Genomic DNA, 22,291 nt, shown 5'->3' on the forward strand with positions numbered 1-22,291 from the left:
CTTAAACCGCGGCAGCGCCGCCGACGATTTCCGAGATTTCCTGGGTGATCGCAGCCTGACGCGCCTTGTTGTAGATCAGCTGCAAATCACTGATCAGCTCGCCGGCGTTGTCGGTAGCGTTCTTCATCGCGATCATCCGCGCCGCTTGTTCAGCAGCGTTGTTCTCGACCACCGCCTGGTAAACCTGCGATTCCACGTAACGCACCATCAGGCCGTCCAGCAGCTGCTTGGCGTCGGGTTCGTAGAGGTAGTCCCAGTGGTGTTGCAGTTCCTGACTTTCGTCGGCCACCAGCGGAACCATCTGTTCCACGGTCGGCTTCTGGGTCATGGTGTTGACGAACTTGTTGGAGACCACGTACAGGCGATCGATACGGCCATCCATATAGGCATCGAGCATCACCTTGACGCTGCCGATCAGATCGTTGATCGATGGCTCTTCGCCCAGGTGACTGATGGCAGCGACGACGTTGCCGCCGAAGTTGCGGAAGAACGCCGCACCCTTGCTGCCGATCACGCAGAGGTCGACCTCTACGCCTTGCCCACGGTAACCCGCCATGTCCTTGACCAGAGCCTTGAACAGGTTGGTATTCAAGCCGCCGCACAGGCCACGGTCCGAACTCACCACGATATAGCCGACGCGCTTGACGTCGCGCTCGACCATGAACGGGTGGCGGTATTCCGGGTTGGCGTTGGCCAGATGACCGATCACCTGACGGATGCGCTCGGCGTAAGGACGGCTGGCAGCCATGCGCATTTGTGCCTTGCGCATCTTGCTGACCGCGACCTTTTCCATGGCGCTGGTGATCTTCTGCGTGCTTTTGATGCTCGCAATCTTGCTGCGAATCTCTTTTGCGCCTGCCATTTCACACCTTTCGGGTTAGCAGGCGGGGGCCGCGAAGCCCCCGCTGCGGCTTACCAGGTTTGGGTGGCCTTGAACTTCTCGATGCCGGCCTTGATGCCTGCGTCGATATCGTCGTTGAAGTCACCCTTCTCGTTGATCTTCGCCATCAGGTCGGCATGATCACGGTTGAAGTAGGCAACCAGCGCCGCTTCGAAGCTGCCGATCTTGGCCAGTTCGACGTCGGTCAAGAAACCACGCTCGGCGGCGTACAGCGACAGGGCCATCTCGGCGATGGACATCGGCGCGTACTGCTTCTGCTTCATCAGTTCGGTAACGCGCTGACCATGCTCGAGCTGCTTGCGAGTCGCTTCGTCCAGGTCCGAGGCGAACTGGGCGAAGGCCGCCAGTTCACGGTACTGGGCCAGGGCGGTACGGATGCCACCGGACAGCTTCTTGATGATCTTGGTCTGCGCGGCGCCACCGACGCGGGATACCGAGATACCGGCGTTGACGGCCGGACGGATGCCTGCGTTGAACATGGCCGATTCCAGGAAGATCTGACCGTCAGTGATGGAGATCACGTTGGTCGGAACGAACGCGGAAACGTCGCCCGCCTGGGTTTCGATGATCGGCAGCGCGGTCAGCGAGCCGGTCTTGCCGGTCACGGCGCCATTGGTGAACTTCTCGACGTACTCTTCGGATACGCGGGAAGCGCGCTCCAGCAGACGGCTGTGGAGATAGAACACGTCGCCCGGGTAGGCTTCGCGGCCCGGCGGGCGGCGCAGCAGCAGGGAGATCTGGCGGTAGGCCACGGCTTGCTTGGACAGATCGTCATAGACGATCAGTGCATCTTCGCCGCGATCGCGGAAGTATTCGCCCATGGTGCAGCCGGCGTACGGAGCCAGGAACTGCAGCGCAGCGGATTCGGAGGCGGAGGCGGCCACCACGATGGTGTTGGCCAGCGCGCCGTTCTCTTCCAGCTTGCGCACCACGTTGGCGATGGTCGATTGCTTCTGACCGATGGCTACGTAGACGCAGCGGATGCCGCTGTTCTTCTGGTTGATGATGGCGTCGACAGCCAGGGCGGTCTTACCGATCTGACGGTCACCGATGATCAGCTCGCGCTGGCCACGGCCGACCGGGATCATGGCGTCCACCGACTTGTAGCCGGTCTGTACCGGCTGGTCGACCGACTTACGCCAGATCACGCCCGGAGCCACTTTCTCGACGGCGTCGGTAGCGGTGGCGTTGATCGGACCCTTGCCATCGATCGGGTTGCCCAGGGCATCGACCACGCGACCCAGCAGTTCCGGACCGACCGGAACCTCGAGGATGCGCCCGGTGCACTTGGCGCTCATGCCTTCGGCCAGGGTCAGGTAGCTACCCAGGACCACGGCACCGACGGAGTCTTGTTCCAGGTTCAGCGCCATACCGTAGACGCCGCCCGGGAATTCGATCATCTCGCCGTACATCACATCGGCCAGGCCGTAGATGCGCACGATGCCGTCGGAGACGGAAACGATGGTGCCTTCGTTACGGGCTTGGGAAGAGACGTCGAGTTTCTCGATACGTCCCTTGATGATTTCACTAATTTCGGAAGGATTGAGTTGCTGCATTGCTCTGCTGCCCCTTCAAACTCAAGATTTCAACGCTTCGGCCAGTTTCGCGAGCTTGCCGCGAACCGAGCCATCGATAACCAGGTCGCCGGCGCGGATGACGACACCACCGATAAGGCTGGCGTCCTCCGCGGCGTGCAGACGCACTTCCCGGCTGAGCCGTGCGCTGAGAACCTTGGCGAGTTTGTCTTGCTGTTCTGCGCTCAATGCGAAGGCACTGGTCACTTCCACGTCCACCGACTTTTCCTGCTCGGCCTTGTACAGCTCGAACAGTTCGGCGATCTCCGGCAACAGCAGGAGACGTTCGTTCTCGGCGAGAACATGGATGAAATTCTGTGCCTGGGCGTCGAACTTGTCGCCGCACACCTCGACAAAGGTGGCGGCCTTCTGTGCACTCGTCAGACGCGGGGCCTTGAGTACGCGCTGCAGGGTGTCGTCCTGCGACACCGCTGCAGCCAGGCCGAGCATGGCCGACCAAGCGGCCAGCTGCTGATGGGCCTGGGCGTACTCGAAAGCAGCCTTGGCGTAAGGTCGGGCCAGCGTGGTCAGTTCTGCCATGATCGCCCTCGCTTAGATTTCGGCGGCCAGTTTGTTAACCAGCTCCGCGTGCGCGTTTTGATCGATTGTGGCACCCAGGATCTTCTCGGCGCCGCCGACGGCCAGGGCACCCAGTTGGGCACGCAGGGCGTCCTTGACGCTGTTGAGTTCCTGTTCGATCTCTGCCTGAGCCTGCGCCTTGACGCGATCCGCTTCGCTACGGGCCTGATCACGGGCCTCGTCGACGATCTGGTTCGCGCGCTTCTTCGCTTGCTCGATGATTTCGGCTGCCTGGGCTTTCGCCTCGCGCAGTTGCTGGCTCACTTTGTCTTGAGCCAGCTCCAGGTCACGAGCCGCGCGATTGGCAGCGTCCAGGCCGTCAGCGATCTTCTTCTGGCGTTCGCGCAGAGCCGTGATGACCGGAGGCCACACGAACTTCATGCAGAACAGCACGAAAATGAAGAACGCAACTGCCTGGCCAATCAGGGTTGCATTAATGTTCACGCCAACACCTCGCTCGTTCGTTGTCCGTCCACAACCTCAAGAAAAACTTGAGAGTTACTGAACTTGGGCCAGGAACGGGTTAGCGAAGGTGAAGAACAGGGCGATACCCACACCGATCATGGTCACGGCGTCGAGCAGACCGGCGACGATGAACATTTTCACTTGCAGCATCGGAACCATTTCCGGCTGACGCGCAGCGCCTTCCAGGAACTTGCCGCCCAGCAGACCGAAACCAATGGCGGTACCCAGGGCACCCAGGCCAATCAGCAGTGCAACGGCGATAGCGGTCAGACCAACTACAGTTTCCATTTTTCCTCCCGACTTAATGTCGTATTGGTTAGGTTTTTAGGTTGAAGCGGTAAAGCGAAATCGTTTCCAGCCAGCCCTTGCGGGCCCTCACTGATAACACTGCGCTCCCTGCTGGAACAGCGACGGGAGCGCTCAGTGCCGTTAGTGATTGTCTTCGTGCGCCATCGACAGGTAGACGATGGTCAACATCATGAAGATGAACGCCTGCAGGGTGATGATCAGAATGTGGAACACCGCCCACGCCCAGTTCAGCGCAACGCCCAGCCCGCTGAGCAGCAGCATGCCGCTGCCAAACATCACGGCAATCAGGATGAAGATCAGTTCGCCGGCATACATGTTGCCGAACAGACGCAGGGCCAGGGAAACCGGCTTGGCGATCAGGGTGACGAACTCGAGCAGGAAGTTGACCGGTACCAGCAGCGCCTGCATGACGATGTTCTTGCTGCTGAACGGGTGCAGGGTCAGCTCGCCGAGGAAGCCGCCGATGCCCTTGACCTTGATGCTGTAGAAGATGATCAGGGCGAACACCGACAGGGCCATGCCCAAGGTGGCGTTCGGGTCGGTGGTCGGAACCACGCGGAACGGCAGATGACTATCCCCGGTGATAGTCGCGGCCAGCATCGGCAGGAAGTCCACCGGTACCAGGTCCATCAGGTTCATCAGGAAGATCCAGACGAAGATGGTCAGGGCCAGCGGGGCAATCAGGTTGTTGCGGCCGTGGAAGGTGTCCTTCACGCTGCCGTCGACGAACTCGACCATGACTTCGACGAAGTTCTGCAGGGCGCCCGGCTGGCCGGAAGTGGCCTTCTTGGCAGCCATGCGGAACAGCAGGATGAACACCAGGCCGAGAACCACGGACCAGCCCAGGGTATCCACATGGAATGCCCAGAAGCCCATTTCTTTGGCTTGTTCTGCGGTGTGGGCGAAGCCCCAGTCACCATTCGGCAGCTTCCCGAAAGTCAGGTTCTGCAGGTGGTGCTGGATATAGCCCGAAGCGGTTTGTTCTGCCATATATCCCTCAAACGCTCTAAGGTCTCGAAAGTCTTCTTCTCAGCAGCAGGGGAGCGAACCAGCTGACCATCTGGGTCAGCAGGAACACGCCGAACAACGCCAGCGGTTCCAGTGGCTTCACGCCTGCGAACACCAGTGCGAAGAGCACTGCCGTCAGAATCAGTTTTCCCGCTTCGCCGGCATAAAAGGACCGGACGATGTTCTGCGCCGCCCGCGCTCCACTGAAACGGAACGCCTTGTGGGCGAAATACAGATTGGGCAGCCAGACGATAAGCCCCCCGCACAAACCCGAATAACCTGAAACCGTGCCGCGCCACGCAAACAGAACGACAGCGGCTAACACTAGTACAACGCATTGGGCCAGCAAGACCGGAAATACCGGTAGACGATGGAAGGGCAGGCGGTTTTGCATGCGGGGATCCATCGCAGCTGTTCCTTGAATGTCGGCGTTGAAATCAACAACTTGGCATATTTTATGCCGACAAAATGCGCGCAGAGTATAGGGGGGGTTCCCCCAGGGTTCAACTGCCGGGTAGTGATTTCCGACTACCCGCTACAACGCGAAATGTTTCAGCGAATGTGGGCCAGCACACCCTGCAACTCGTCTAGTGAGTTGTAGCGGATCACCAGTTGGCCCTTGCCCTTCTGCCCGTGCTTGATCTGCACCGGCGAGCCCAGCCGTTCGGCCAGACGCTGTTCCAGGCGGGCGATGTCAGGATCGGCCTTGGCCTTTTCCACGGGCCGTTCCTTGCTGTTCAGCCACTGACGGACCAGTGCCTCGGTTTGGCGCACGGTGAGGCCGCGTGCGACAACATGTCGCGCCCCTTCCACCTGCTGCTCCGCGGGCAGGCCGAGCAGCGCGCGGGCATGGCCCATTTCCAGGTCGCCGTGGGAGAGCAGGATTTTGATCTCCTCCGGCAGGGCAATCAGCCGCAGCAGATTGGCAATGGTGGCGCGCGACTTGCCCACGGCTTCGGCGACCTGTTGCTGGGTCAACTGGAATTCCTGCTGCAGGCGCTGCAGAGCTACGGCTTCCTCGACCGGATTGAGGTCTTCGCGCTGGATGTTCTCGATCAGTGCCATGGCAATGGCGGCTTCGTCCGGCACTTCGCGGACCATGGCCGGGATTCTGTCCAGCCCGGCCTGCTGGCTCGCGCGCCAGCGCCGCTCGCCGGCGATGATCTCGTAGCGCCCGGCGCCGATGGGGCGCACCACGATGGGTTGCATCACGCCCTGGGCCTTGATCGATTGCGCCAGTTCCTCCAACGCACCCGGGTCCATGTCGCGACGCGGCTGGTATTTGCCGCGCTGGATCAGATCCAGCGGCAGGTGTTGCAACTCGCGGGTATCGGCCTGTACGGCTTCCTGTTCCAGAACAGTGACACTGGCGCCCCCGAGCAGGGCGTCCAGGCCTCGTCCCAGACCACGTTTCTTGACGGCCATGCGGATTCCTTAGGCGGTAACGGTTTTACCGTGGGCACGCTGGCGGCGAACCAGTTCGCCGGCCAGCGCCAGGTAGGCGATGGCACCACGGGATTGCTTGTCGTAGACCAGCGCCGGCATGCCGAAGCTGGGCGCCTCGGCGAGGCGCACATTGCGCGGGATGACGGCGTCGTAGAGCTTGTCGCCGAAGTGTTCCTTGAGCTGCGCGGAGACATCGTTGGTCAGGCTGATGCGCGGGTCGTACATGGTGCGCAGCAGACCTTCGATGCGCAGCGACGGATTGAGCCGCTGGGCGATGCGCTGGATGCTGTTGACCAGGTCGGACAATCCCTCCAGGGCGTAGTACTCGCACTGCATGGGGATGATCACGCCATCGGCGGCGACCAGGGCGTTGACGGTCAACATCGACAGCGACGGCGGGCAGTCGATCAGCACGTAGTCATAGTTCTCGCGGATCGGCGCCAAGGCCTCGCGCAGGCGATTTTCCTTGGCCGGCATGTCGAGCAGGGCGACTTCCGCGGCGGTGAGGTCGCGGTTGGCCGGCAACAGCTGGTAGCCGCCGTGCTCGGAGAACTGCATGGCCTCGGCCAGGTTGCACTCGCCGATCAGCACGTCGTAGATGGAATGATCCAGGGCCTGCTTGTCGATGCCGCTGCCCATGGTGGCGTTGCCCTGGGGATCGAGGTCGATCATCAGCACCCGCCGCCGGGTGGCGACCAGCGAAGCGGCCAGGTTGATGCAGGTGGTGGTCTTGCCCACCCCGCCTTTCTGGTTGGCGATTGCGAATACCTTGGCCATGCTGTGTCCCCCTAGACCGAGCGTCGCAGTATCAACAGATGGCGCTGGCCTTGGCAACCGGGAACCTTGAGCAGATGGCAGCTTTGCAGGCGGAAGTCCGCCGGCAGCGCTTGCAGCTCGTCGTCGGGGTGCACGCCCTTCATAGCCAGCCAGCGAGTCTCGCCGTCGCCCAGGTGGCGCGTCCAGCTGGCGAAATCCTCCAGCGAGCTGAACGCCCGGGAGCAGATGCCAGTGAAGGGGCGTTCGGGCGCGTAGGCTTCGACCCGGCTGTGGATAACCTCAAGATTGGCCAGCTTCAGCTCGAGCTTCACCTGGGTCAGGAAGCGGGTCTTCTTGCCGTTGGAGTCGAGCAGGGTGAACTGCCGCTCGGGAAACAAGATCGCCAGCGGTACGCCGGGCATGCCGCCGCCGCTGCCCACGTCGAGCCAGGTCTCGCCACCTTCGGCGACGTAAGGCAGCACACTCAGGCTGTCGAGCAGATGGCGCGAGACCATTTCGTCCGGGTCGCGTACGGCCGTGAGGTTGTAGGCCTTGTTCCACTTGATCAGCAACGCCAGATAGGCGAGCAATTGCCCCTGCTGGCGGCTATCGAGCGGGATGCCAAGCTGCTGGGCGCCGCGGGCGAGTTCGTCGGCATGACGATCGGTGACCTGGGTCATCAGGCGCTCTGCTCCAGCTGGCGGCCGGCGCCGCGTTTCTTCAGGTGGATCAGCAGCAGGGAGATCGCCGCCGGTGTGACGCCGGGAATGCGCGAGGCCTGGCCGAGCGTTTCCGGACGGGCCTGGCCGAGCTTGTGCTGGATCTCCTTGGACAGTCCGGAGATGGCGGCGTAGTCCAGGTCTTCCGGCAAGCGGGTATTTTCGCTGGCCCGCAGGCGGGCAATCTCGTCCTGCTGCCGTTCGATATAGCCGGCGTACTTGGTCTTGATCTCGACTTGCTCGGCCACCTGCGGATCCTCGGCGCCGCCGCCGGTAATCTCGGCCAGTGCGACGTAGTCGATTTCCGGGCGGCTGAGCAGGTTGAGCAGGTTGTATTCATGGGTCAGCGGCGTGCCGAAGCGTTCGGCGATCGCATCCCCCTGGAGAGTGCCGGGCCGCACCCAGGTGCTCTTCAGGCGCTGCTCCTCGCGCTCGATGCCGTCGCGCTTGGCGCAGAACGCGGCCCAACGGCGATCGTCCACCAGGCCCAGTTCGCGGCCCTTCTCGGTCAGGCGCAGGTCGGCGTTGTCCTCGCGCAGGATCAGCCGGTACTCGGCGCGCGAGGTGAACATGCGGTACGGCTCCTGGGTGCCGAGGGTGATCAGGTCGTCCACCAGCACGCCGATATAGGCCTCGTCGCGGCGCGGGCACCAGCTGTCCTTGCCCTGGGCGCGCAGCGCGGCGTTGGCGCCAGCCAACAGCCCCTGGGCGCCGGCCTCCTCGTAGCCGGTGGTACCGTTGATCTGGCCGGCGAAGAACAGCCCGCCGATGACCTTGGTTTCCAGGCTGTACTTGAGGTCGCGCGGGTCGAAGTAGTCGTATTCGATGGCGTAGCCCGGGCGCACGATATGGGCGTTTTCCATGCCGCGGATGCTCTGCACGATCTGCAGCTGCACGTCGAATGGCAGCGAGGTGGAGATGCCGTTGGGATAGAGCTCGTGGGTGGTCAGGCCCTCAGGCTCGAGGAACACCTGATGGCTGTCCTTGTCGGCGAAGCGATGGATCTTGTCCTCGATCGACGGGCAGTAGCGCGGGCCGACGCCCTCGATGACGCCGGAGTACATCGGCGAACGATCGAGGTTGGCGGCGATGATCTCGTGGGTGCGCGAGTTGGTGTGGGTAATCCAGCAGCTAACCTGGCTGGGGTGTTGTTCCCTGGAGCCGAGGAAGGACATCACCGGGATCGGGGTGTCGCCGGGCTGCTCGGTCATCGCCGAGAAATCCACCGTGCGGCCGTCGATGCGTGGCGGGGTGCCTGTCTTCAGCCGCCCGACACGCAACGGCAGCTCGCGCAGGCGCTGAGCCAGCGCGATCGAGGGCGGATCGCCAGCGCGCCCGCCGGAGTAGTTCTGCAGACCGATGTGGATAAGTCCGCCGAGGAAGGTGCCCGTCGTCAGCACCACCGATTGGGCGAAGAAACGCAGCCCCATCTGGGTCACGACGCCCTTCACTTCATCGTTTTCCACAATCAGGTCGTCGGCCGCCTGCTGGAATATCCACAGGTTCGGCTGGTTTTCCAGGATTTCGCGAATCGCAGCCTTGTACAGCACGCGGTCGGCCTGGGCGCGAGTGGCGCGCACCGCCGGGCCCTTGCGGCTGTTCAGCACACGAAACTGGATGCCGCCCTTGTCGGTGGCGATGGCCATGGCGCCGCCGAGGGCGTCGATTTCCTTGACCAGGTGGCTCTTGCCGATGCCGCCGATGGCCGGGTTGCAGCTCATCTGGCCGAGGGTTTCCACGTTATGGGTCAGCAGCAGGGTCTTCACGCCCATGCGCGCGGCTGCCAGGGCAGCTTCGGTGCCGGCATGGCCGCCGCCGATCACGATCACATCAAAACGGGAAGGGAAATCCACCACGCACCTCGGGGGCCTGTCAGAGGAAGGCTTGTCTGGAAAATCGGGAAGGCGGCAAGTATAGGGACATCGGCGGGGTGAATGAAGTCTTTTGCACAAAAAATAGCCAGTCGTGCCGCGATGCGGCTATTCCTCACCCGTCAATGCCTGGGTCCCTTGCCGGCGATGACGTCCGGTGAACTTATAAAGAATAGAAAGAGAGAATTTTTATAAAGCTTATTCTTTATGTTTATGTATAGAGCCAAGCCTTTCTGTGGATAAGTATCTGTAGGCCCTGTCTGCCGCTGTCTGGAGGAAAGGATAAGCCTGTGTCGTTCCTGGGCGGTTCCGCTGGGAAAGCTGGTCGTCGACTGTGGATAAAGGTTGCCGTTATGCACAGGGGGATTTTTCCCCCGCTTTGCCACGGGGTTATATGCAGACTTCAGGGCGGGTTTTCCACAGAGTTCAGGCGACTCGAAAATGCCTCTCCAGGGGCTACGCTGGCGAGCGCAAGTCGCGTCTGACCGGCGTGGACGGTCTACTTGCCGATGCAGAAACTGGAGAAGATGCGCCCGAGCAGGTCATCGGAGCTGAACGCGCCGGTGATTTCGCCCAGGCACTGCTGTGCCTGGCGCAGGTCCTCGGCCAGTAGCTCACCGGCGCCGGCCAGGGTCAGCTGGGCGCGGCCGTGCTCCAGATGGCCCGAAGCCCGGCGTAGCGCCTCCAGGTGGCGCCGACGTGCACTGAAACCGCTCTCGGCAGTCTGTTCGTAGCCCATGCACGCCTTGAGGTGTTCACGCAGCAAGTCGAGCCCCTCGCTGGACCTGGCCGACAGGCTGATGGTCACGTGACCGTCTGCGCTGCGCTCTAGGGCTATGGCCTCGTGGGTCAAGTCCGCCTTGTTGCGGATCAAGGTGACCCGGGAAGGGTCGGGACGAACGTCGAGGAACTCCGGCCAAAGAGCGAACGGGTCGCTTGCTTCCGCTGCGCTGGCGTCCACTACCAGCAGGATGCGGTCTGCTTCGCCGATGGCCTTGAGGGCACGCTCGACGCCGATCCGTTCGACTTGGTCCAAGGTGGCCCGCAGCCCCGCGGTGTCCACCACGTGCAGGGGCATGCCGTCGATGTGGATATGTTCGCGCAGCACGTCGCGGGTGGTTCCGGCGATATCCGTGACGATTGCCGCTTCCCGCCCGGCCAGGGCGTTGAGCAGGCTGGATTTGCCGGCGTTCGGTCGACCGGCAATGACCACCGTCATGCCCTCGCGCAGCAGGGCGCCCTGGCCGGCCTCGCGCAGCACTGTGGATAAGTTGTCGCGGACGCCATCGAGCAGGCGCAACACATGACCATCGGCGAGGAAGTCGATTTCCTCCTCAGGAAAGTCGATGGCGGCCTCGACGTAGATGCGCAGTTCGATCAGCTTTTCGGTAAGGCCGTGCACGCGCCGCGAGAACTCGCCCTGCAGCGAGCGCAGCGCATTGCGCGCCGCTTGCTCCGAACTGGCTTCGATCAGGTCGGCGATGGCCTCGGCCTGAGCCAGGTCGAGCTTGTCGTTGAGGAAGGCGCGTTCACTGAATTCGCCTGGCCTGGCCTGCCGGGCACCCAGTTCCAGGCAGCGGCGCAGCAGCAAGTCGAGCACCACCGGCCCGCCGTGTCCTTGCAGCTCCAGGACATCTTCGCCCGTGAACGAGTGAGGGCCTGGAAAGTAAAGCGCCAGGCCTTCGTCTAGAACCTGCCCATGGCTATCGGTGAACGGCCCGTAGTGAGCATGGCGCGGCGTCAGCTCGCGGCCGGCGATGTGCTGAGCAATCCTCCGCGCCAGTGGCCCGGAAACCCTGACGATGCCCACGCCGCCCCGGCCCTGGGCGGTGGCGACGGCTGCGATGGTGTCCTGGGCTGCATTCATGGCGGCGCTCTCTCGGTCAAACGGCGGATAGCAAGACGCCCCACGAGGGGGCGTCTTGTTCGAGCGTGGCGAGGTGGGGCGTCAGGTTGCCTTGCTCGCGGCCTCGATCTTGCGGGTAATGTACCACTGCTGGGCGATGGACAAGCAGTTGTTGACCACCCAGTACAGTACCAGGCCGGCGGGGAACCAGAGGAAGAAGAAGGTGAAGATCACCGGCATCATCTTCATCACCTTCGCCTGCATGGGATCCGGCGGAGTCGGGTTGAGCTGCTGCTGGATGAACATGGTGGCACCCATGATGATCGGCAGGATGAAGAACGGGTCCTTGATCGACAGGTCGGTGATCCAGAACATCCATGGCGCCTGGCGCATCTCCACGCTTTCCAGCAGTACCCAGTACAGCGACAGGAACACCGGCATCTGTACCAGGATCGGCAGGCAGCCACCGAGCGGGTTGATCTTTTCCTTCTTGTACAGCTCCATCATCGCCTGGGACATCTTCTGGCGATCGTCGCCGTACTGTTCCTTCAGCGCCTGAAGTTTCGGCGAAACCGCGCGCATCCGCGCCATCGACTTGTAGCTGGCAGCGGACAGCGGGAAGAACGCCAGCTTGATCAGGATGGTCAGGACGATGATCGACCAGCCCCAGTTGCCCAGCAGCGCATGGATGTGCTGCAACAGCCAGAAGATGGGCTGGGCGAGGAACCAGAGCACGCCGTAGTCGACGGTCAGCTCGAGTCCGGGGGAAAGCTCCTTCAGGTGGCCCTGGATCTTCGGGCCGGCGTACAGGGTGGCCGAGGTTTCGCCTTCGGCACCGGCGGGCACGGTGAGGTTGGAGCCGACGAAGCCGACGATGTAGTTGCCCTTGGAGTCCTTGCGGGTCTGGATGACGTTGGTCTGGCCCTTGTCGGCCACCCAGGCGGTGACGAAGTAGTGCTGCAGCCAAGCCACCCAGCCGCCGGTCACGCGCTCCTTGAACCAGGCTTCCGGGTTTCCTTCACGGCGCTTTTCCTCCTGTTTGTCCATGTCCTTGATCGAGATCTTTTTATAGGGCTCGTCAGGGGTCCAGACGGCGGCACCCAGGTAGGTGGCCGTGCCGGTGGCGGTGCTGGAGGACGGATCAGCGCTGTTGTCGCGCTTGAGCTGCGCATACATGGCGCCGGTCCAGGGCTGGTTGCTCTGATTGTCGATGAGATAGCTGACCTGCATGTCGTAGTCGCCACGGGTCAGGGTGAAGCGTTTGGTGTAGCGGACGTTGTCCTGGGCGTACGTCAGGTCAACGACCAGCTTGTCCTGGCCTTCCTGCAGTTCGTATTGCTGCTGGGCGCTGGCATAGAGGGGGCGACCGCTGGCCTGTGCGTCCGGCCCATTGCTGCCGATCAGGCCGCTCTGCGCTTGGTAAAGGCGCTCGCCGCCGTTGTCGAACAGCTGGAACGGCACGTCCGGACGATCCTGGCGACGCGGGTACTTGGGCAGGGTGAGCTGCACGATGTCGCCGCCGCGCGGATCGATGGCCAGGTTCAGCACATCGGTCTCGACCCGGATCAGCTGTTCGCTGGCCGCGGCCACGGGCTGGCTGCTGGGCTCGGCGACGGTTTCATCGGTGGCGCTGGGCACATCGTCGCTGGCCGCGGTGGGGCTGGCGGTGTCCGGCAGGGTCGCAGCGGTACCGTTGACTACAGAAGTCTGCTCCGGCAGGGCGGCTTGACCGTAGTCCTGGTTCCACTGGAGAACCATCAGGTAGGACACGACTGCCAGGGCGACGATCAGGATCGAACGTTGGATATCCATGATTACTCGGCCATCGAAGAGGATCGGGAAGAAGAGACGGGTGGAACCGGGTCGTAGCCGCCGGGGTTCCACGGATGGCAACGACCGAGCCGGCGGAGGCTCAGCCAGCCGCCGCGCAGCAAGCCATGGTTGGAAATGGCTTCATGCGCGTAGCAGGAGCAGCTGGGATAGAAGCGACAGTGGCTGGCCATCAGCGGGCTGATGGCGTAGCGGTAGAACTGGATCGAGGCGAGGGCCAGTTTACGCATGGGAGCTGTCGGCCACCCCTGAGTCGGTGCGGGCTTGCGGCCGAGGCCGATTGCGTGCGAGGCGTTTCCAGAGTTTGCCGAACTGCTCTGCCAGCTCGGCATTCTCCAGATCGCCCAGGCCTTTGCGCGCCACCACCACGATGTCCCAGCCGGCCAGGGTGTCCTGGTTCAGGCGAAACGAATTGCGGATCTGGCGCTTGAGGCGATTGCGTTCAACGGAGAGCTTGACGCTCTTCTTGCCGATCACGAGGCCCAAGCGGGGGTGATCGAGCTCGTTTTCACGCGCAAGGAGCAGGACGTTCTTGCCCGGAACCTTGCCGCTGGGGGAGTCGAAGACTGCCTTGAATTGTCGGGGTGTCAGTAGACGTTTTTCCCGACCGAAGCCTCGACTCACCACCCGTTCCGGCTGATCAGACGGTCAGGCGCTTGCGGCCCTTGGCGCGACGACGCGACAGGACAGCACGGCCGTTCTTGGTGGCCATGCGAGCACGGAAACCGTGGGTACGAGCGCGCTTGATGGTGCTGGGTTGGAAAGTGCGTTTCATGATGCGTTACCTGGTGGTCACTACGGGCCGGGAGTGGCCCCCGTTTAAAGAGACCGGCGATTCTAGAGAAACCGGCGGCTCAGGTCAATTTCCAACCAGGCTTCTCGCTTATAAAGAATAGAGAGAAGGAATTATTTAAAGCTTTTCTGAATCTCTTAATACGTTTAGGGCTTGGCCCATCTGTGGAAAACTCGATGCAGACCTTTCGTTCCGTGGCCTGCAGCAGAGGAAAAGCCTGTCAGGAACCGGTGCGCCGACTGTGTGGCGGGCGGGGAGAAGCTGAGGACAACTTCGGGTGTTATCCACAGTGCGGATATCCCCATGCTTTTCCCTACGCTTATACCAAGGGCTCACGGGGTGTTATCCACAGATTTTCGGCAGGCCCACGAACACTGTGGAAAATCGATAACACCTTGATTTTACTTAGCCATGAGGCAACGCATGTGTGGATAACTTCGGGGGCGACGGCTACAATGGCGGCTTGTTTTCTGGCCTTGGCGCCTTTTCACACTTAGGGGATGCCTGTGTCTGTGGAACTTTGGCAGCAGTGCGTGGAGCTTCTGCGCGATGAGCTGCCTGCCCAGCAATTCAATACCTGGATTCGCCCGCTACAGGTGGAAGCCGAAGGTGATGAGCTGCGCGTCTATGCGCCGAATCGATTCGTGCTCGACTGGGTCAACGAAAAATACATGACCCGCCTGCTGGAATTGCTGGATGAGCGCGGTAACGGCTTGGCACCTGCGCTTTCCCTGCTGATTGGCAGTCGACGCAGTGCCGCGGCGCCGCGTGCGGCAGCCAACACATCCGGCGCCTATGCCACGCCGCGCAGCGAGCCGGCCCGGGCTCCGGTGGAAAGTTCGCGTCCGGCGATTGCCGCTGTGCATGACGGCATGGTAGCCAGTGCGTCCACTGCCAGCGTGCAGCCGGCCGCCGTGGTTGCGCCGATGCCGGCCCGCAGCGAACGCTCGGTGCAGGTCGAGGGCGCGCTCAAGCACACCAGCTACCTCAATCGCACGTTCACCTTCGAGAACTTTGTCGAGGGCAAGTCCAACCAGTTGGCCCGCGCGGCAGCCTGGCAAGTGGCGGACAACCCCAAGCATGGCTACAACCCGTTGTTCCTCTATGGCGGTGTGGGCCTGGGCAAGACCCACCTGATGCACGCGGTGGGCAACCACCTGCTGAAGAAGAACCCCAACGCCAAGGTGGTCTACCTGCATTCCGAGCGCTTCGTCGCCGACATGGTCAAGGCGTTGCAGCTCAACGCGATCAACGAGTTCAAGCGCTTCTATCGCTCGGTGGATGCGCTGCTGATCGACGATATCCAGTTCTTCGCCAAGAAGGAGCGCTCCCAGGAGGAGTTCTTCCATACCTTCAACGCCCTGTTGGAAGGTGGCCAGCAGGTGATTCTCACCAGCGACCGCTATCCGAAGGAAATCGATGGCCTGGAAGAGCGTCTCAAGTCCCGTTTTGGCTGGGGCCTGACGGTGGCGGTGGAACCGCCTGAGCTGGAGACCCGCGTTGCGATCCTGATGAAGAAGGCCGACCAGGCCAAGGTCGATCTGCCCCATGACGCCGCCTTCTTCATCGCCCAGCGCATTCGCTCCAACGTTCGCGAGCTGGAAGGCGCGCTGAAGCGAGTGATTGCGCACGCCCACTTCATGGGACGGGATATCACCATCGAGCTGATTCGCGAATCGCTGAAGGACCTGCTGGCTTTGCAGGACAAGCTGGTAAGCGTCGACAATATCCAGCGCACGGTCGCCGAGTATTACAAGATCAAGATCTCCGATCTGCTCTCCAAACGCCGTTCGCGCTCGGTGGCCCGGCCGCGTCAGGTAGCCATGGCGCTGTCCAAGGAATTGACCAACCACAGCCTTCCGGAAATCGGCGATGCCTTCGGCGGGCGTGATCACACCACAGTCTTGCACGCCTGTCGTAAGATTGCGGAATTGAGGGAATCCGACGCGGACATCCGCGAGGACTACAAGAATCTGCTGCGAACCCTGACCACCTGACGCAGCTCCACGAGGCAAGGGACGAGACCATGCATTTCACCATTCAACGCGAAGCCTTGTTGAAACCCCTGCAACTGGTCGCCGGCGTCGTGGAACGCCGCCAGACCTTGCCGGTGCTCTCCAACGTCCTGCTGGTGGTCGAAGGCCAGCAGCTGTCGCTGACCGGTACCGACCTGGAGGTCGAACTGGTCGGTCGCGTCGCACTTGAAGAATCCGCCGAGTCCGGCGAGATCACCGTGCCGGCGCGCAAGCTGATGGATATCTGCAAGAGCCTGCCGAGCGATGCGCTGATCGACATTCGCGTCGACGAGCAGAAGCTGCTGATCAAGGCTGGCCGCAGCCGCTTCACCCTTTCCACCCTGCCCGCCAATGACTTTCCCACCGTCGAGGAAGGCACCGGTTCGCTCACCTTCAGCCTGGTGCAGAGCAAGCTGCGCCGGCTGATCGAGCGCACCAGTTTCGCCATGGCCCAGCAGGACGTGCGCTACTACCTGAACGGCATGCTGCTGGAAGTCAGCGCCGGTGTGCTGCGCGCGGTCGCTACCGACGGCCACCGCCTGGCGATGTGCTCCCTGGAGGCGAATATCGAGCAGGCCGATCGGCACCAGGTCATCGTGCCGCGCAAAGGCATTCTCGAGCTGGCTCGCCTGCTGACCGAGCAGGACGGGACGGTCAGCATCGTGCTCGGCCAGCATCACATTCGCGCGACCACTGGCGAGTTCACCTTCACGTCCAAGCTGGTGGACGGAAAATTCCCGGACTACGAGCGCGTGCTGCCGCGGGGTGGCGACAAGCTGGTGGTGGGCGATCGCCAAGGGCTGCGCGAAGCGTTCAGCCGCACGGCGATTCTGTCCAACGAGAAGTATCGCGGTATTCGTCTGCAGTTGGCGTCCGGCCTGCTGAAGATCCAGGCTAACAACCCCGAGCAGGAAGAAGCCGAGGAAGAAGTGGCGGTCGACTATGAGGGCGGCAACCTGGAGATCGGATTCAACGTCAGCTATCTGCTGGATGTGCTGGGCGTCATGACCAGCGACCAGATTCGCCTGATCCTCTCCGATGCCAATAGCAGCGCATTGCTGCAGGAAGCCGACAACGACGATTCCTCCTACGTCGTGATGCCCATGAGGCTGTAAGCCCTTCAATGTCCCTCAGCCGCGTTACGGTCACCGCGGTGCGCAACCTGCACCCGGTGACTCTCTCTCCCTCCCCTCGCATCAATATTCTCTACGGCGCCAACGGCAGCGGGAAAACCAGCCTGCTCGAAGCCATCCATCTCCTGGGGCTGGCGCGCTCCTTTCGCAGTCTGCGCCTGCAACCTGTCATCCAGCACGAGCAGGGGGCCTGCACGGTGTTCGGCCAAGTGCGTATGGCCGATGGTGGACAGAGCAACCTTGGGGTTTCCCGCGAGCGGCAAGGCGATTTTCAGATTCGCATCGATGGGCAGAACGCCCGGAGCGCGGCTCAGCTGGCAGATACGTTGCCGCTGCAGTTGATCAACCCGGATAGCTTTCGCTTGCTCGAAGGCGCACCGAAGATTCGGCGGCAGTTTCTCGACTGGGGAGTGTTCCACGTGGAACAGCGATTTCTTCCCGCCTGGCAGCGGCTGCAGAAGGCCCTGCGGCAGCGAAACTCATGGCTGCGGCATGGTACACTAGACGGTCTTTCCCAGGCGGCCTGGGACCGTGAGCTGTGCCTGGCGAGCGAGGAGATCGACGGCTACCGACGTGCCTACATCCAGGCGCTGAAACCGGTCTTCGAGCGCACCCTCAGCGAACTGCTCGAACTGGAGGGGCTGACGCTCAGTTACTACCGGGGCTGGGACAAGGAGCGGGCGCTCAGCGAGGTGCTGGCCGCCAGCCTACCGCGGGATCAACAGCTTGGCCATACCCAGGCAGGCCCTCAACGAGCCGACCTGCGGTTGCGACTGGGCTCGCATAATGCGGTGGATATCCTATCCCGCGGCCAGCAAAAGCTGGTGGTTTGTGCGCTGCGCATCGCCCAGGGGCATCTCGTTGATAAGGCAAAGCGGGGGCAGTGCATCTATCTGGTGGACGACCTGCCCTCCGAACTCGATGAGCAGCATCGTCGGGCGCTTTGCAGATTGTTGGAAGATTTGAATTGCCAGGTGTTCATCACCTGCGTGGATAAAGAATTGTTGAGAGAAGGCTGGCATACGGATACGCCAGTCGCCATGTTCCACGTGGAACACGGTCAGATCACCCAAGACCATCGGGAGTGAAGCATGAGCGAGAACAAAACGTACGACTCCTCCAATATCAAGGTATTGAAGGGCCTGGATGCCGTACGCAAGCGCCCTGGCATGTACATCGGCGATACCGACGATGGCACCGGTCTGCACCACATGGTGTTCGAGGTGGTCGACAACTCCATCGACGAAGCCCTGGCAGGTTACTGCAGTGAAATCAGCATCACTGTGCATCCGGACGAGTCCATCACCGTGCGTGACAACGGTCGGGGCATCCCGGTGGACACCCATAAGGAAGAAGGGGTCTCCGCCGCCGAAGTGATCATGACCGTGCTGCACGCCGGCGGTAAGTTCGACGACAACTCCTACAAGGTTTCCGGCGGCCTGCATGGCGTAGGCGTTTCGGTGGTCAACGCGCTGTCCGAAGAGCTGCGCCTGACCATTCGCCGCGAAGGCAAGGTCTGGGAGCAGATCTACCACCATGGCGTTCCGCAGTTTCCGCTGCGTCCGGTGGGCGAGACCGACAGCACCGGTACCGAGGTGCACTTCAAGGCGTCGGCCGAGACCTTCAGCAACATCCACTTCAGCTGGGATATCCTGGCCAAACGCCTGCGCGAACTGTCCTTCCTCAATTCCGGTGTCGGCATCGTCTTGAAGGACGAGCGCAGCGGCAAGGAAGAGCTGTTCAAATACGAAGGCGGACTTAAGGCGTTCGTCGAGTACCTGAACACCAACAAGACCGCGGTCAACCAGGTGTTTCACTTCAACGTTCAGCGCGATGACGGCATCGCCGTGGAAGTCGCCCTGCAATGGAACGACAGCTTCAACGAGCACCTGCTCTGCTTCACCAACAACATTCCCCAGCGCGATGGCGGCACCCACCTCGCCGGCTTCCGCTCGGCACTGACACGCAACCTGAACACCTACATCGAGCAGGAAGGACTGGCGAAGAAGTTCAAGGTCGCCACCACTGGCGATGATGCCCGGGAAGGCCTGACCGCGATCATTTCGGTCAAGGTCCCGGACCCGAAGTTCAGCTCGCAGACCAAGGACAAGCTGGTTTCCTCCGAAGTGAAGACTGCCGTCGAGCAGGAGATGGGCAAGCACTTCGCCGATTTCCTGCTGGAGAATCCCAACGAGGCCAAGGCCGTGGTCGGCAAGATGATCGACGCCGCCCGTGCCCGCGAAGCCGCGCGCAAGGCCCGCGAGATGACCCGACGCAAGGGGGCGCTGGATATCGCCGGCCTGCCCGGCAAGCTGGCCGACTGCCAGGAAAAAGACCCGGCGCTGTCCGAACTCTACATCGTGGAGGGTGACTCCGCGGGCGGCTCCGCCAAGCAGGGCCGTAACCGCAAGACCCAGGCCATCCTGCCGCTCAAGGGCAAGATCCTCAACGTCGAGAAGGCTCGCTTCGACAAGATGCTTTCCTCCCAGGAAGTCGGCACGCTGATCACCGCCCTCGGCTGCGGTATCGGCCGCGAGGAATACAACATCGACAAGCTGCGCTACCACAACATCATCATCATGACCGATGCCGACGTTGACGGTTCGCACATCCGCACGCTGCTGCTGACCTTCTTCTTCCGCCAACTGCCGGAGTTGATCGAGCGCGGCTATATCTATATCGCCCAGCCGCCGTTGTACAAGGTCAAGCGTGGCAAGCAGGAGCAGTACATCAAGGACGACGAGGCCATGGACGAGTACATGACCCAGTCGGCCCTCGAAGGCGCCAGCCTGCACGTCAACGAGAGCGCGCCCGGCCTGTCCGGCGAGTCGCTGGAGAAGTTGGTCAACCAGTACCGCGGCGTGATGAAGACGCTCGGACGCCTGTCGCGCCTGTATCCGCAGGATATCACCGAACACTTCGTCTACCTGCCGCGGGTCAGCCCGGAACAGCTGGCCGACCAGGGCCAGATGCAGAGTTGGCTGGAGCTGCTCAAGGCGCGCCTGAAGAACTCCGAGAAGTCCGGCCAGACCTATGTCGCCAACCTGCGCGAGGATCGCGAGCGTCACCTGTGGCTGCCCGAGGTGGAAATCATGTCCCATGGTCTGTCCAGCTACATCACCTTCAACCGCGACTTCTTCGCCAGCAACGACTACAAGACCGTGACCAGCCTTGGCCAGCAGCTGAACAACCTGCTGGAGGAAGGGGCCTACGTGCAGCGCGGTGAGCGCAAGAAATCGGTCAGCACCTTCAAGGAATCCCTGGACTGGCTGATGAGCGAGAGCACCAAGCGCCACAGCATCCAGCGCTACAAAGGACTCGGCGAAATGAATCCGGACCAGCTGTGGGAAACCACGATGGACCCGAACGTGCGGCGCATGCTCAAGGTCACCATCGAGGATGCCATCGCCGCCGACCAGATCTTCAACACGCTGATGGGCGATGCAGTGGAACCCCGCCGCGACTTCATCGAAAGCAACGCGCTGGCGGTATCCAACCTGGACTTCTAGGGACAACTGCGCGACGGTGGCATCAGCCAACCGTTGAAACAGAAAACCCGGCCGGTGCCGGGTTTTTTGCTGTTTAGAAAGGGCTGTGGCGAGCGCCGGGAAACTTATGCACCTTTCAGCGAACGCGGAGCATCGAATAAATAGTCATATCGATCAAGCAGTTAAAGAATAAAGCCGGCCATGCGCCGGCATTTATCCCACAGCTTATCCACAGGCTAGACGGCGCTGCCGGTTTCCACGGGCATGGCGGTGGCCGGCAGGGCGCCGATTTCCTTCTGTGCCTGCTCGACCCAGGCGAAGGCACGGTCGTTGAGCTCGGCGATGGCACGTGGGCCGCTACCTTCGGCGGCCATCGGCGGTCCGATGACGACCTGGATGGTGCCAGGGAACTTGGCCCAGCCCTGCTTTGGCCAGAACATGCCGGCGTTGTGGGCGATGGGCAGTACCGGCAGCCCGGCGTTGACCGCCAGGGCGGCTCCGCCTCGGGAGAACTTGCCGATCTGCCCCACCGGTACCCGGGTACCCTCGGGAAATACCAGCACCCAGACGCCCTGCTCCAGGCGTTCATGACCCTGCTTGGCCAACTGCTTGAGCGCCGCCTTGGGATTGCCACGGTCGATGGCGATCGGCCGCAACAGGGCCATGGCCCAGCCGAAGAACGGCACGAACAGCAGCTCGCGCTTGAGCACCTGGCTGAGCGGCTCGAAATGTGCCGAGAGGAAGAACGTCTCCCAGGTGCTCTGGTGCTTGGCAAGGATCACGCAGGGCCGCTCGGGCACGTTCTCCTGGCCTTGGATCTCGTAGCGCAGACCGACTACCACCTTGGCCAGCCACACGGCGAAGCGACACCAGGTCTGGATCACCAGCCGATAGCGCGAGCGGAACGGCAGCAGCAGCGCGATGGGAACGCAGAACACGCACCAGAACAGCGAACTGCCGGCGAGCAGCAGGTAGAACAGAACGGTCTTGAGGCGCTGAGTGAGGCTCATCGTTATCCTTCGAGCAGATGGTCGACGACGGCCGCCAGGTCCGGGAAAACCTGGGTGCCGGGCGGCAGCACGCCTTCCAGGGTGCGCAGGCCCTTGCCGGTCTTGACCAGATAGGGAGTGCCGCCCAGCATCAGGCCGGCATGCAGGTCGCGGTGGCTGTCGCCGACGACCGGTACGCCCTTCAGATCGGGCAGGCCGAAGTGTGTGGCGATGGTTTGGAACATGCCCGGCTTGGGCTTGCGGCATTCGCAGCTGTCCTGGGGGCCATGGGGACAATGCACGATCAGGTCGATGCGTCCGCCCTGCTCCATCACCAGCTGTTGCATGCGCAGGTGCATGTCGCCGAGTACGGTGAGGTCGAACAAGCCACGGGCAATGCCGGACTGGTTGGTGGCGACCGCCACGGTCCAGCCTGCCTTGCACAGGCGCGCGATGGCCTCAATCGAGCCTGGGATGGGAATCCATTCCGCAACCGATTTGACGAAGGCGTCGGAGTCCTGGTTGATGACCCCATCGCGGTCGAGAACGATCAATTTCATACAACAGCC

22 protein-coding genes are annotated in these 22,291 nt (G+C 62.2%); 4 read left to right on the top strand and 18 right to left on the bottom strand.

Annotated elements, in window-relative coordinates:
* Position 1: 1 nt before the first annotated feature.
* The 16 genes from atpG to rpmH all read right to left on the bottom strand — a co-directional run bounded on the left by atpG (position 2) and on the right by rpmH (position 14,079).
* Positions 2 to 862, bottom strand: a complete 861-nt coding sequence (gene atpG / locus ACWKV7_RS07580; RefSeq protein WP_483857053.1) for a F0F1 ATP synthase subunit gamma — start codon at positions 860 to 862, stop codon at positions 2 to 4.
* Positions 863 to 912: 50 nt separating this feature from the next.
* The gene (gene atpA / locus ACWKV7_RS07585) at positions 913 to 2,457 is read right to left on the bottom strand and encodes a F0F1 ATP synthase subunit alpha (protein WP_483857054.1); all 1,545 of its coding nucleotides are present in this window, start codon (positions 2,455 to 2,457) and stop codon (positions 913 to 915) included.
* A gap of 21 nt (positions 2,458 to 2,478) precedes the next feature.
* The gene (locus ACWKV7_RS07590) at positions 2,479 to 3,015 is read right to left on the bottom strand and encodes a F0F1 ATP synthase subunit delta (RefSeq protein ID WP_483857055.1); all 537 of its coding nucleotides are present in this window, start codon (positions 3,013 to 3,015) and stop codon (positions 2,479 to 2,481) included.
* 12 nt (positions 3,016 to 3,027) lie between these two features.
* On the bottom strand, positions 3,028 to 3,498 hold the full coding sequence (locus ACWKV7_RS07595; RefSeq protein WP_483857056.1) for a F0F1 ATP synthase subunit B: 471 nt from the start codon (positions 3,496 to 3,498) through the stop codon (positions 3,028 to 3,030).
* 54 nt (positions 3,499 to 3,552) lie between these two features.
* Positions 3,553 to 3,807, bottom strand: a complete 255-nt coding sequence (atpE, locus tag ACWKV7_RS07600) for a F0F1 ATP synthase subunit C (protein WP_090378669.1) — start codon at positions 3,805 to 3,807, stop codon at positions 3,553 to 3,555.
* 141 nt (positions 3,808 to 3,948) lie between these two features.
* Positions 3,949 to 4,818 (bottom strand): F0F1 ATP synthase subunit A, encoded by an 870-nt coding sequence (gene atpB / locus ACWKV7_RS07605; RefSeq protein WP_483857057.1) that lies wholly within the window; start codon positions 4,816 to 4,818, stop codon positions 3,949 to 3,951.
* Positions 4,819 to 4,834: 16 nt separating this feature from the next.
* On the bottom strand, positions 4,835 to 5,242 hold the full coding sequence (locus tag ACWKV7_RS07610; protein ID WP_483857058.1) for a F0F1 ATP synthase subunit I: 408 nt from the start codon (positions 5,240 to 5,242) through the stop codon (positions 4,835 to 4,837).
* A 146-nt stretch (positions 5,243 to 5,388) separates the two neighbouring features.
* Positions 5,389 to 6,261, bottom strand: a complete 873-nt coding sequence (locus ACWKV7_RS07615) for a ParB/RepB/Spo0J family partition protein (RefSeq protein WP_483857059.1) — start codon at positions 6,259 to 6,261, stop codon at positions 5,389 to 5,391.
* Positions 6,262 to 6,270: 9 nt separating this feature from the next.
* Positions 6,271 to 7,059 carry a ParA family protein gene (locus ACWKV7_RS07620; protein ID WP_483857060.1) on the bottom strand — a complete coding sequence of 263 codons (789 nt, stop codon included), beginning with the start codon at positions 7,057 to 7,059 and terminating at the stop codon, positions 6,271 to 6,273.
* An 11-nt stretch (positions 7,060 to 7,070) separates the two neighbouring features.
* Positions 7,071 to 7,718 carry a 16S rRNA (guanine(527)-N(7))-methyltransferase RsmG gene (rsmG, locus tag ACWKV7_RS07625; RefSeq protein WP_483857061.1) on the bottom strand — a complete coding sequence of 216 codons (648 nt, stop codon included), beginning with the start codon at positions 7,716 to 7,718 and terminating at the stop codon, positions 7,071 to 7,073.
* The gene (gene mnmG, locus ACWKV7_RS07630) at positions 7,718 to 9,610 is read right to left on the bottom strand and encodes a tRNA uridine-5-carboxymethylaminomethyl(34) synthesis enzyme MnmG (protein ID WP_483857062.1); all 1,893 of its coding nucleotides are present in this window, start codon (positions 9,608 to 9,610) and stop codon (positions 7,718 to 7,720) included. Before mnmG ends, rsmG begins: the two co-directional genes overlap by 1 nt.
* Positions 9,611 to 10,127: 517 nt before the next feature.
* Complete coding sequence (gene mnmE, locus ACWKV7_RS07635; protein ID WP_483857063.1) at positions 10,128 to 11,495, bottom strand: tRNA uridine-5-carboxymethylaminomethyl(34) synthesis GTPase MnmE; 1,368 nt, start codon at positions 11,493 to 11,495, stop codon at positions 10,128 to 10,130.
* Positions 11,496 to 11,576: 81 nt separating this feature from the next.
* Positions 11,577 to 13,286, bottom strand: a complete 1,710-nt coding sequence (yidC, locus tag ACWKV7_RS07640; RefSeq protein ID WP_483857064.1) for a membrane protein insertase YidC — start codon at positions 13,284 to 13,286, stop codon at positions 11,577 to 11,579.
* Positions 13,287 to 13,288: 2 nt separating this feature from the next.
* Positions 13,289 to 13,534, bottom strand: coding sequence for a membrane protein insertion efficiency factor YidD (gene yidD / locus ACWKV7_RS07645; RefSeq protein WP_483857065.1), 246 nt, complete (start codon positions 13,532 to 13,534; stop codon positions 13,289 to 13,291).
* Positions 13,527 to 13,931, bottom strand: coding sequence for a ribonuclease P protein component (gene rnpA, locus ACWKV7_RS07650; protein WP_483857066.1), 405 nt, complete (start codon positions 13,929 to 13,931; stop codon positions 13,527 to 13,529). Before rnpA ends, yidD begins: the two co-directional genes overlap by 8 nt.
* Positions 13,932 to 13,944: 13 nt before the next feature.
* The gene (gene rpmH, locus ACWKV7_RS07655; protein WP_003246698.1) at positions 13,945 to 14,079 is read right to left on the bottom strand and encodes a 50S ribosomal protein L34; all 135 of its coding nucleotides are present in this window, start codon (positions 14,077 to 14,079) and stop codon (positions 13,945 to 13,947) included.
* Between the two features lie 518 nt (positions 14,080 to 14,597).
* Between rpmH and dnaA the strand changes: the two genes are divergently transcribed.
* From dnaA to gyrB, 4 genes are read left to right on the top strand one after another with little or no spacing between them, the layout of a single operon-like run.
* Positions 14,598 to 16,094 (top strand): chromosomal replication initiator protein DnaA, encoded by a 1,497-nt coding sequence (gene dnaA, locus ACWKV7_RS07660; protein WP_487249200.1) that lies wholly within the window; start codon positions 14,598 to 14,600, stop codon positions 16,092 to 16,094.
* 29 nt (positions 16,095 to 16,123) lie between these two features.
* Entirely contained in the window at positions 16,124 to 17,227 is a 1,104-nt protein-coding gene (dnaN, locus tag ACWKV7_RS07665) for a DNA polymerase III subunit beta (RefSeq protein WP_483857068.1), read from the top strand.
* Positions 17,228 to 17,235: 8 nt separating this feature from the next.
* Positions 17,236 to 18,333 carry a DNA replication/repair protein RecF gene (recF, locus tag ACWKV7_RS07670; protein ID WP_483857069.1) on the top strand — a complete coding sequence of 366 codons (1,098 nt, stop codon included), beginning with the start codon at positions 17,236 to 17,238 and terminating at the stop codon, positions 18,331 to 18,333.
* 3 nt (positions 18,334 to 18,336) lie between these two features.
* Positions 18,337 to 20,754 carry a DNA topoisomerase (ATP-hydrolyzing) subunit B gene (gene gyrB, locus ACWKV7_RS07675; RefSeq protein ID WP_483857070.1) on the top strand — a complete coding sequence of 806 codons (2,418 nt, stop codon included), beginning with the start codon at positions 18,337 to 18,339 and terminating at the stop codon, positions 20,752 to 20,754.
* A gap of 215 nt (positions 20,755 to 20,969) precedes the next feature.
* Here the strand turns inward: gyrB and ACWKV7_RS07680 are convergent, their stop codons facing one another.
* Positions 20,970 to 21,743 carry a lysophospholipid acyltransferase family protein gene (locus tag ACWKV7_RS07680; protein ID WP_483857071.1) on the bottom strand — a complete coding sequence of 258 codons (774 nt, stop codon included), beginning with the start codon at positions 21,741 to 21,743 and terminating at the stop codon, positions 20,970 to 20,972.
* A 2-nt stretch (positions 21,744 to 21,745) separates the two neighbouring features.
* Positions 21,746 to 22,282 (bottom strand): D-glycero-beta-D-manno-heptose 1,7-bisphosphate 7-phosphatase, encoded by a 537-nt coding sequence (gene gmhB / locus ACWKV7_RS07685; RefSeq protein WP_483857072.1) that lies wholly within the window; start codon positions 22,280 to 22,282, stop codon positions 21,746 to 21,748.
* Between the last annotated feature and the right edge of the window lie 9 nt (positions 22,283 to 22,291).

Source organism: Zestomonas ipomoeae, assembly GCF_057128665.1.

What these genes read in the sequence shown, in the direction of transcription:
- atpG (WP_483857053.1), bottom strand. Translation starts at nt 862, where the DNA reads ATGGCAGGCGCAAAAGAGATTCGCAGCAAGATTGCGAGCATCAAAAGC.
- atpA (WP_483857054.1), bottom strand. Translation starts at nt 2,457, where the DNA reads ATGCAGCAACTCAATCCTTCCGAAATTAGTGAAATCATCAAGGGACGT.
- ACWKV7_RS07590 (WP_483857055.1), bottom strand. Translation starts at nt 3,015, where the DNA reads ATGGCAGAACTGACCACGCTGGCCCGACCTTACGCCAAGGCTGCTTTC.
- atpE (WP_090378669.1), bottom strand. Translation starts at nt 3,807, where the DNA reads ATGGAAACTGTAGTTGGTCTGACCGCTATCGCCGTTGCACTGCTGATT.
- atpB (WP_483857057.1), bottom strand. Translation starts at nt 4,818, where the DNA reads ATGGCAGAACAAACCGCTTCGGGCTATATCCAGCACCACCTGCAGAAC.
- ACWKV7_RS07610 (WP_483857058.1), bottom strand. Translation starts at nt 5,242, where the DNA reads ATGGATCCCCGCATGCAAAACCGCCTGCCCTTCCATCGTCTACCGGTA.
- ACWKV7_RS07615 (WP_483857059.1), bottom strand. Translation starts at nt 6,261, where the DNA reads ATGGCCGTCAAGAAACGTGGTCTGGGACGAGGCCTGGACGCCCTGCTC.
- ACWKV7_RS07620 (WP_483857060.1), bottom strand. Translation starts at nt 7,059, where the DNA reads ATGGCCAAGGTATTCGCAATCGCCAACCAGAAAGGCGGGGTGGGCAAG.
- rsmG (WP_483857061.1), bottom strand. Translation starts at nt 7,718, where the DNA reads ATGACCCAGGTCACCGATCGTCATGCCGACGAACTCGCCCGCGGCGCC.
- mnmE (WP_483857063.1), bottom strand. Translation starts at nt 11,495, where the DNA reads ATGAATGCAGCCCAGGACACCATCGCAGCCGTCGCCACCGCCCAGGGC.
- yidC (WP_483857064.1), bottom strand. Translation starts at nt 13,286, where the DNA reads ATGGATATCCAACGTTCGATCCTGATCGTCGCCCTGGCAGTCGTGTCC.
- yidD (WP_483857065.1), bottom strand. Translation starts at nt 13,534, where the DNA reads ATGCGTAAACTGGCCCTCGCCTCGATCCAGTTCTACCGCTACGCCATC.
- rpmH (WP_003246698.1), bottom strand. Translation starts at nt 14,079, where the DNA reads ATGAAACGCACTTTCCAACCCAGCACCATCAAGCGCGCTCGTACCCAC.
- dnaA (WP_487249200.1), top strand. Translation starts at nt 14,598, where the DNA reads ATGCCTGTGTCTGTGGAACTTTGGCAGCAGTGCGTGGAGCTTCTGCGC.
- dnaN (WP_483857068.1), top strand. Translation starts at nt 16,124, where the DNA reads ATGCATTTCACCATTCAACGCGAAGCCTTGTTGAAACCCCTGCAACTG.
- recF (WP_483857069.1), top strand. Translation starts at nt 17,236, where the DNA reads ATGTCCCTCAGCCGCGTTACGGTCACCGCGGTGCGCAACCTGCACCCG.
- gyrB (WP_483857070.1), top strand. Translation starts at nt 18,337, where the DNA reads ATGAGCGAGAACAAAACGTACGACTCCTCCAATATCAAGGTATTGAAG.
- ACWKV7_RS07680 (WP_483857071.1), bottom strand. Translation starts at nt 21,743, where the DNA reads ATGAGCCTCACTCAGCGCCTCAAGACCGTTCTGTTCTACCTGCTGCTC.
- gmhB (WP_483857072.1), bottom strand. Translation starts at nt 22,282, where the DNA reads ATGAAATTGATCGTTCTCGACCGCGATGGGGTCATCAACCAGGACTCC.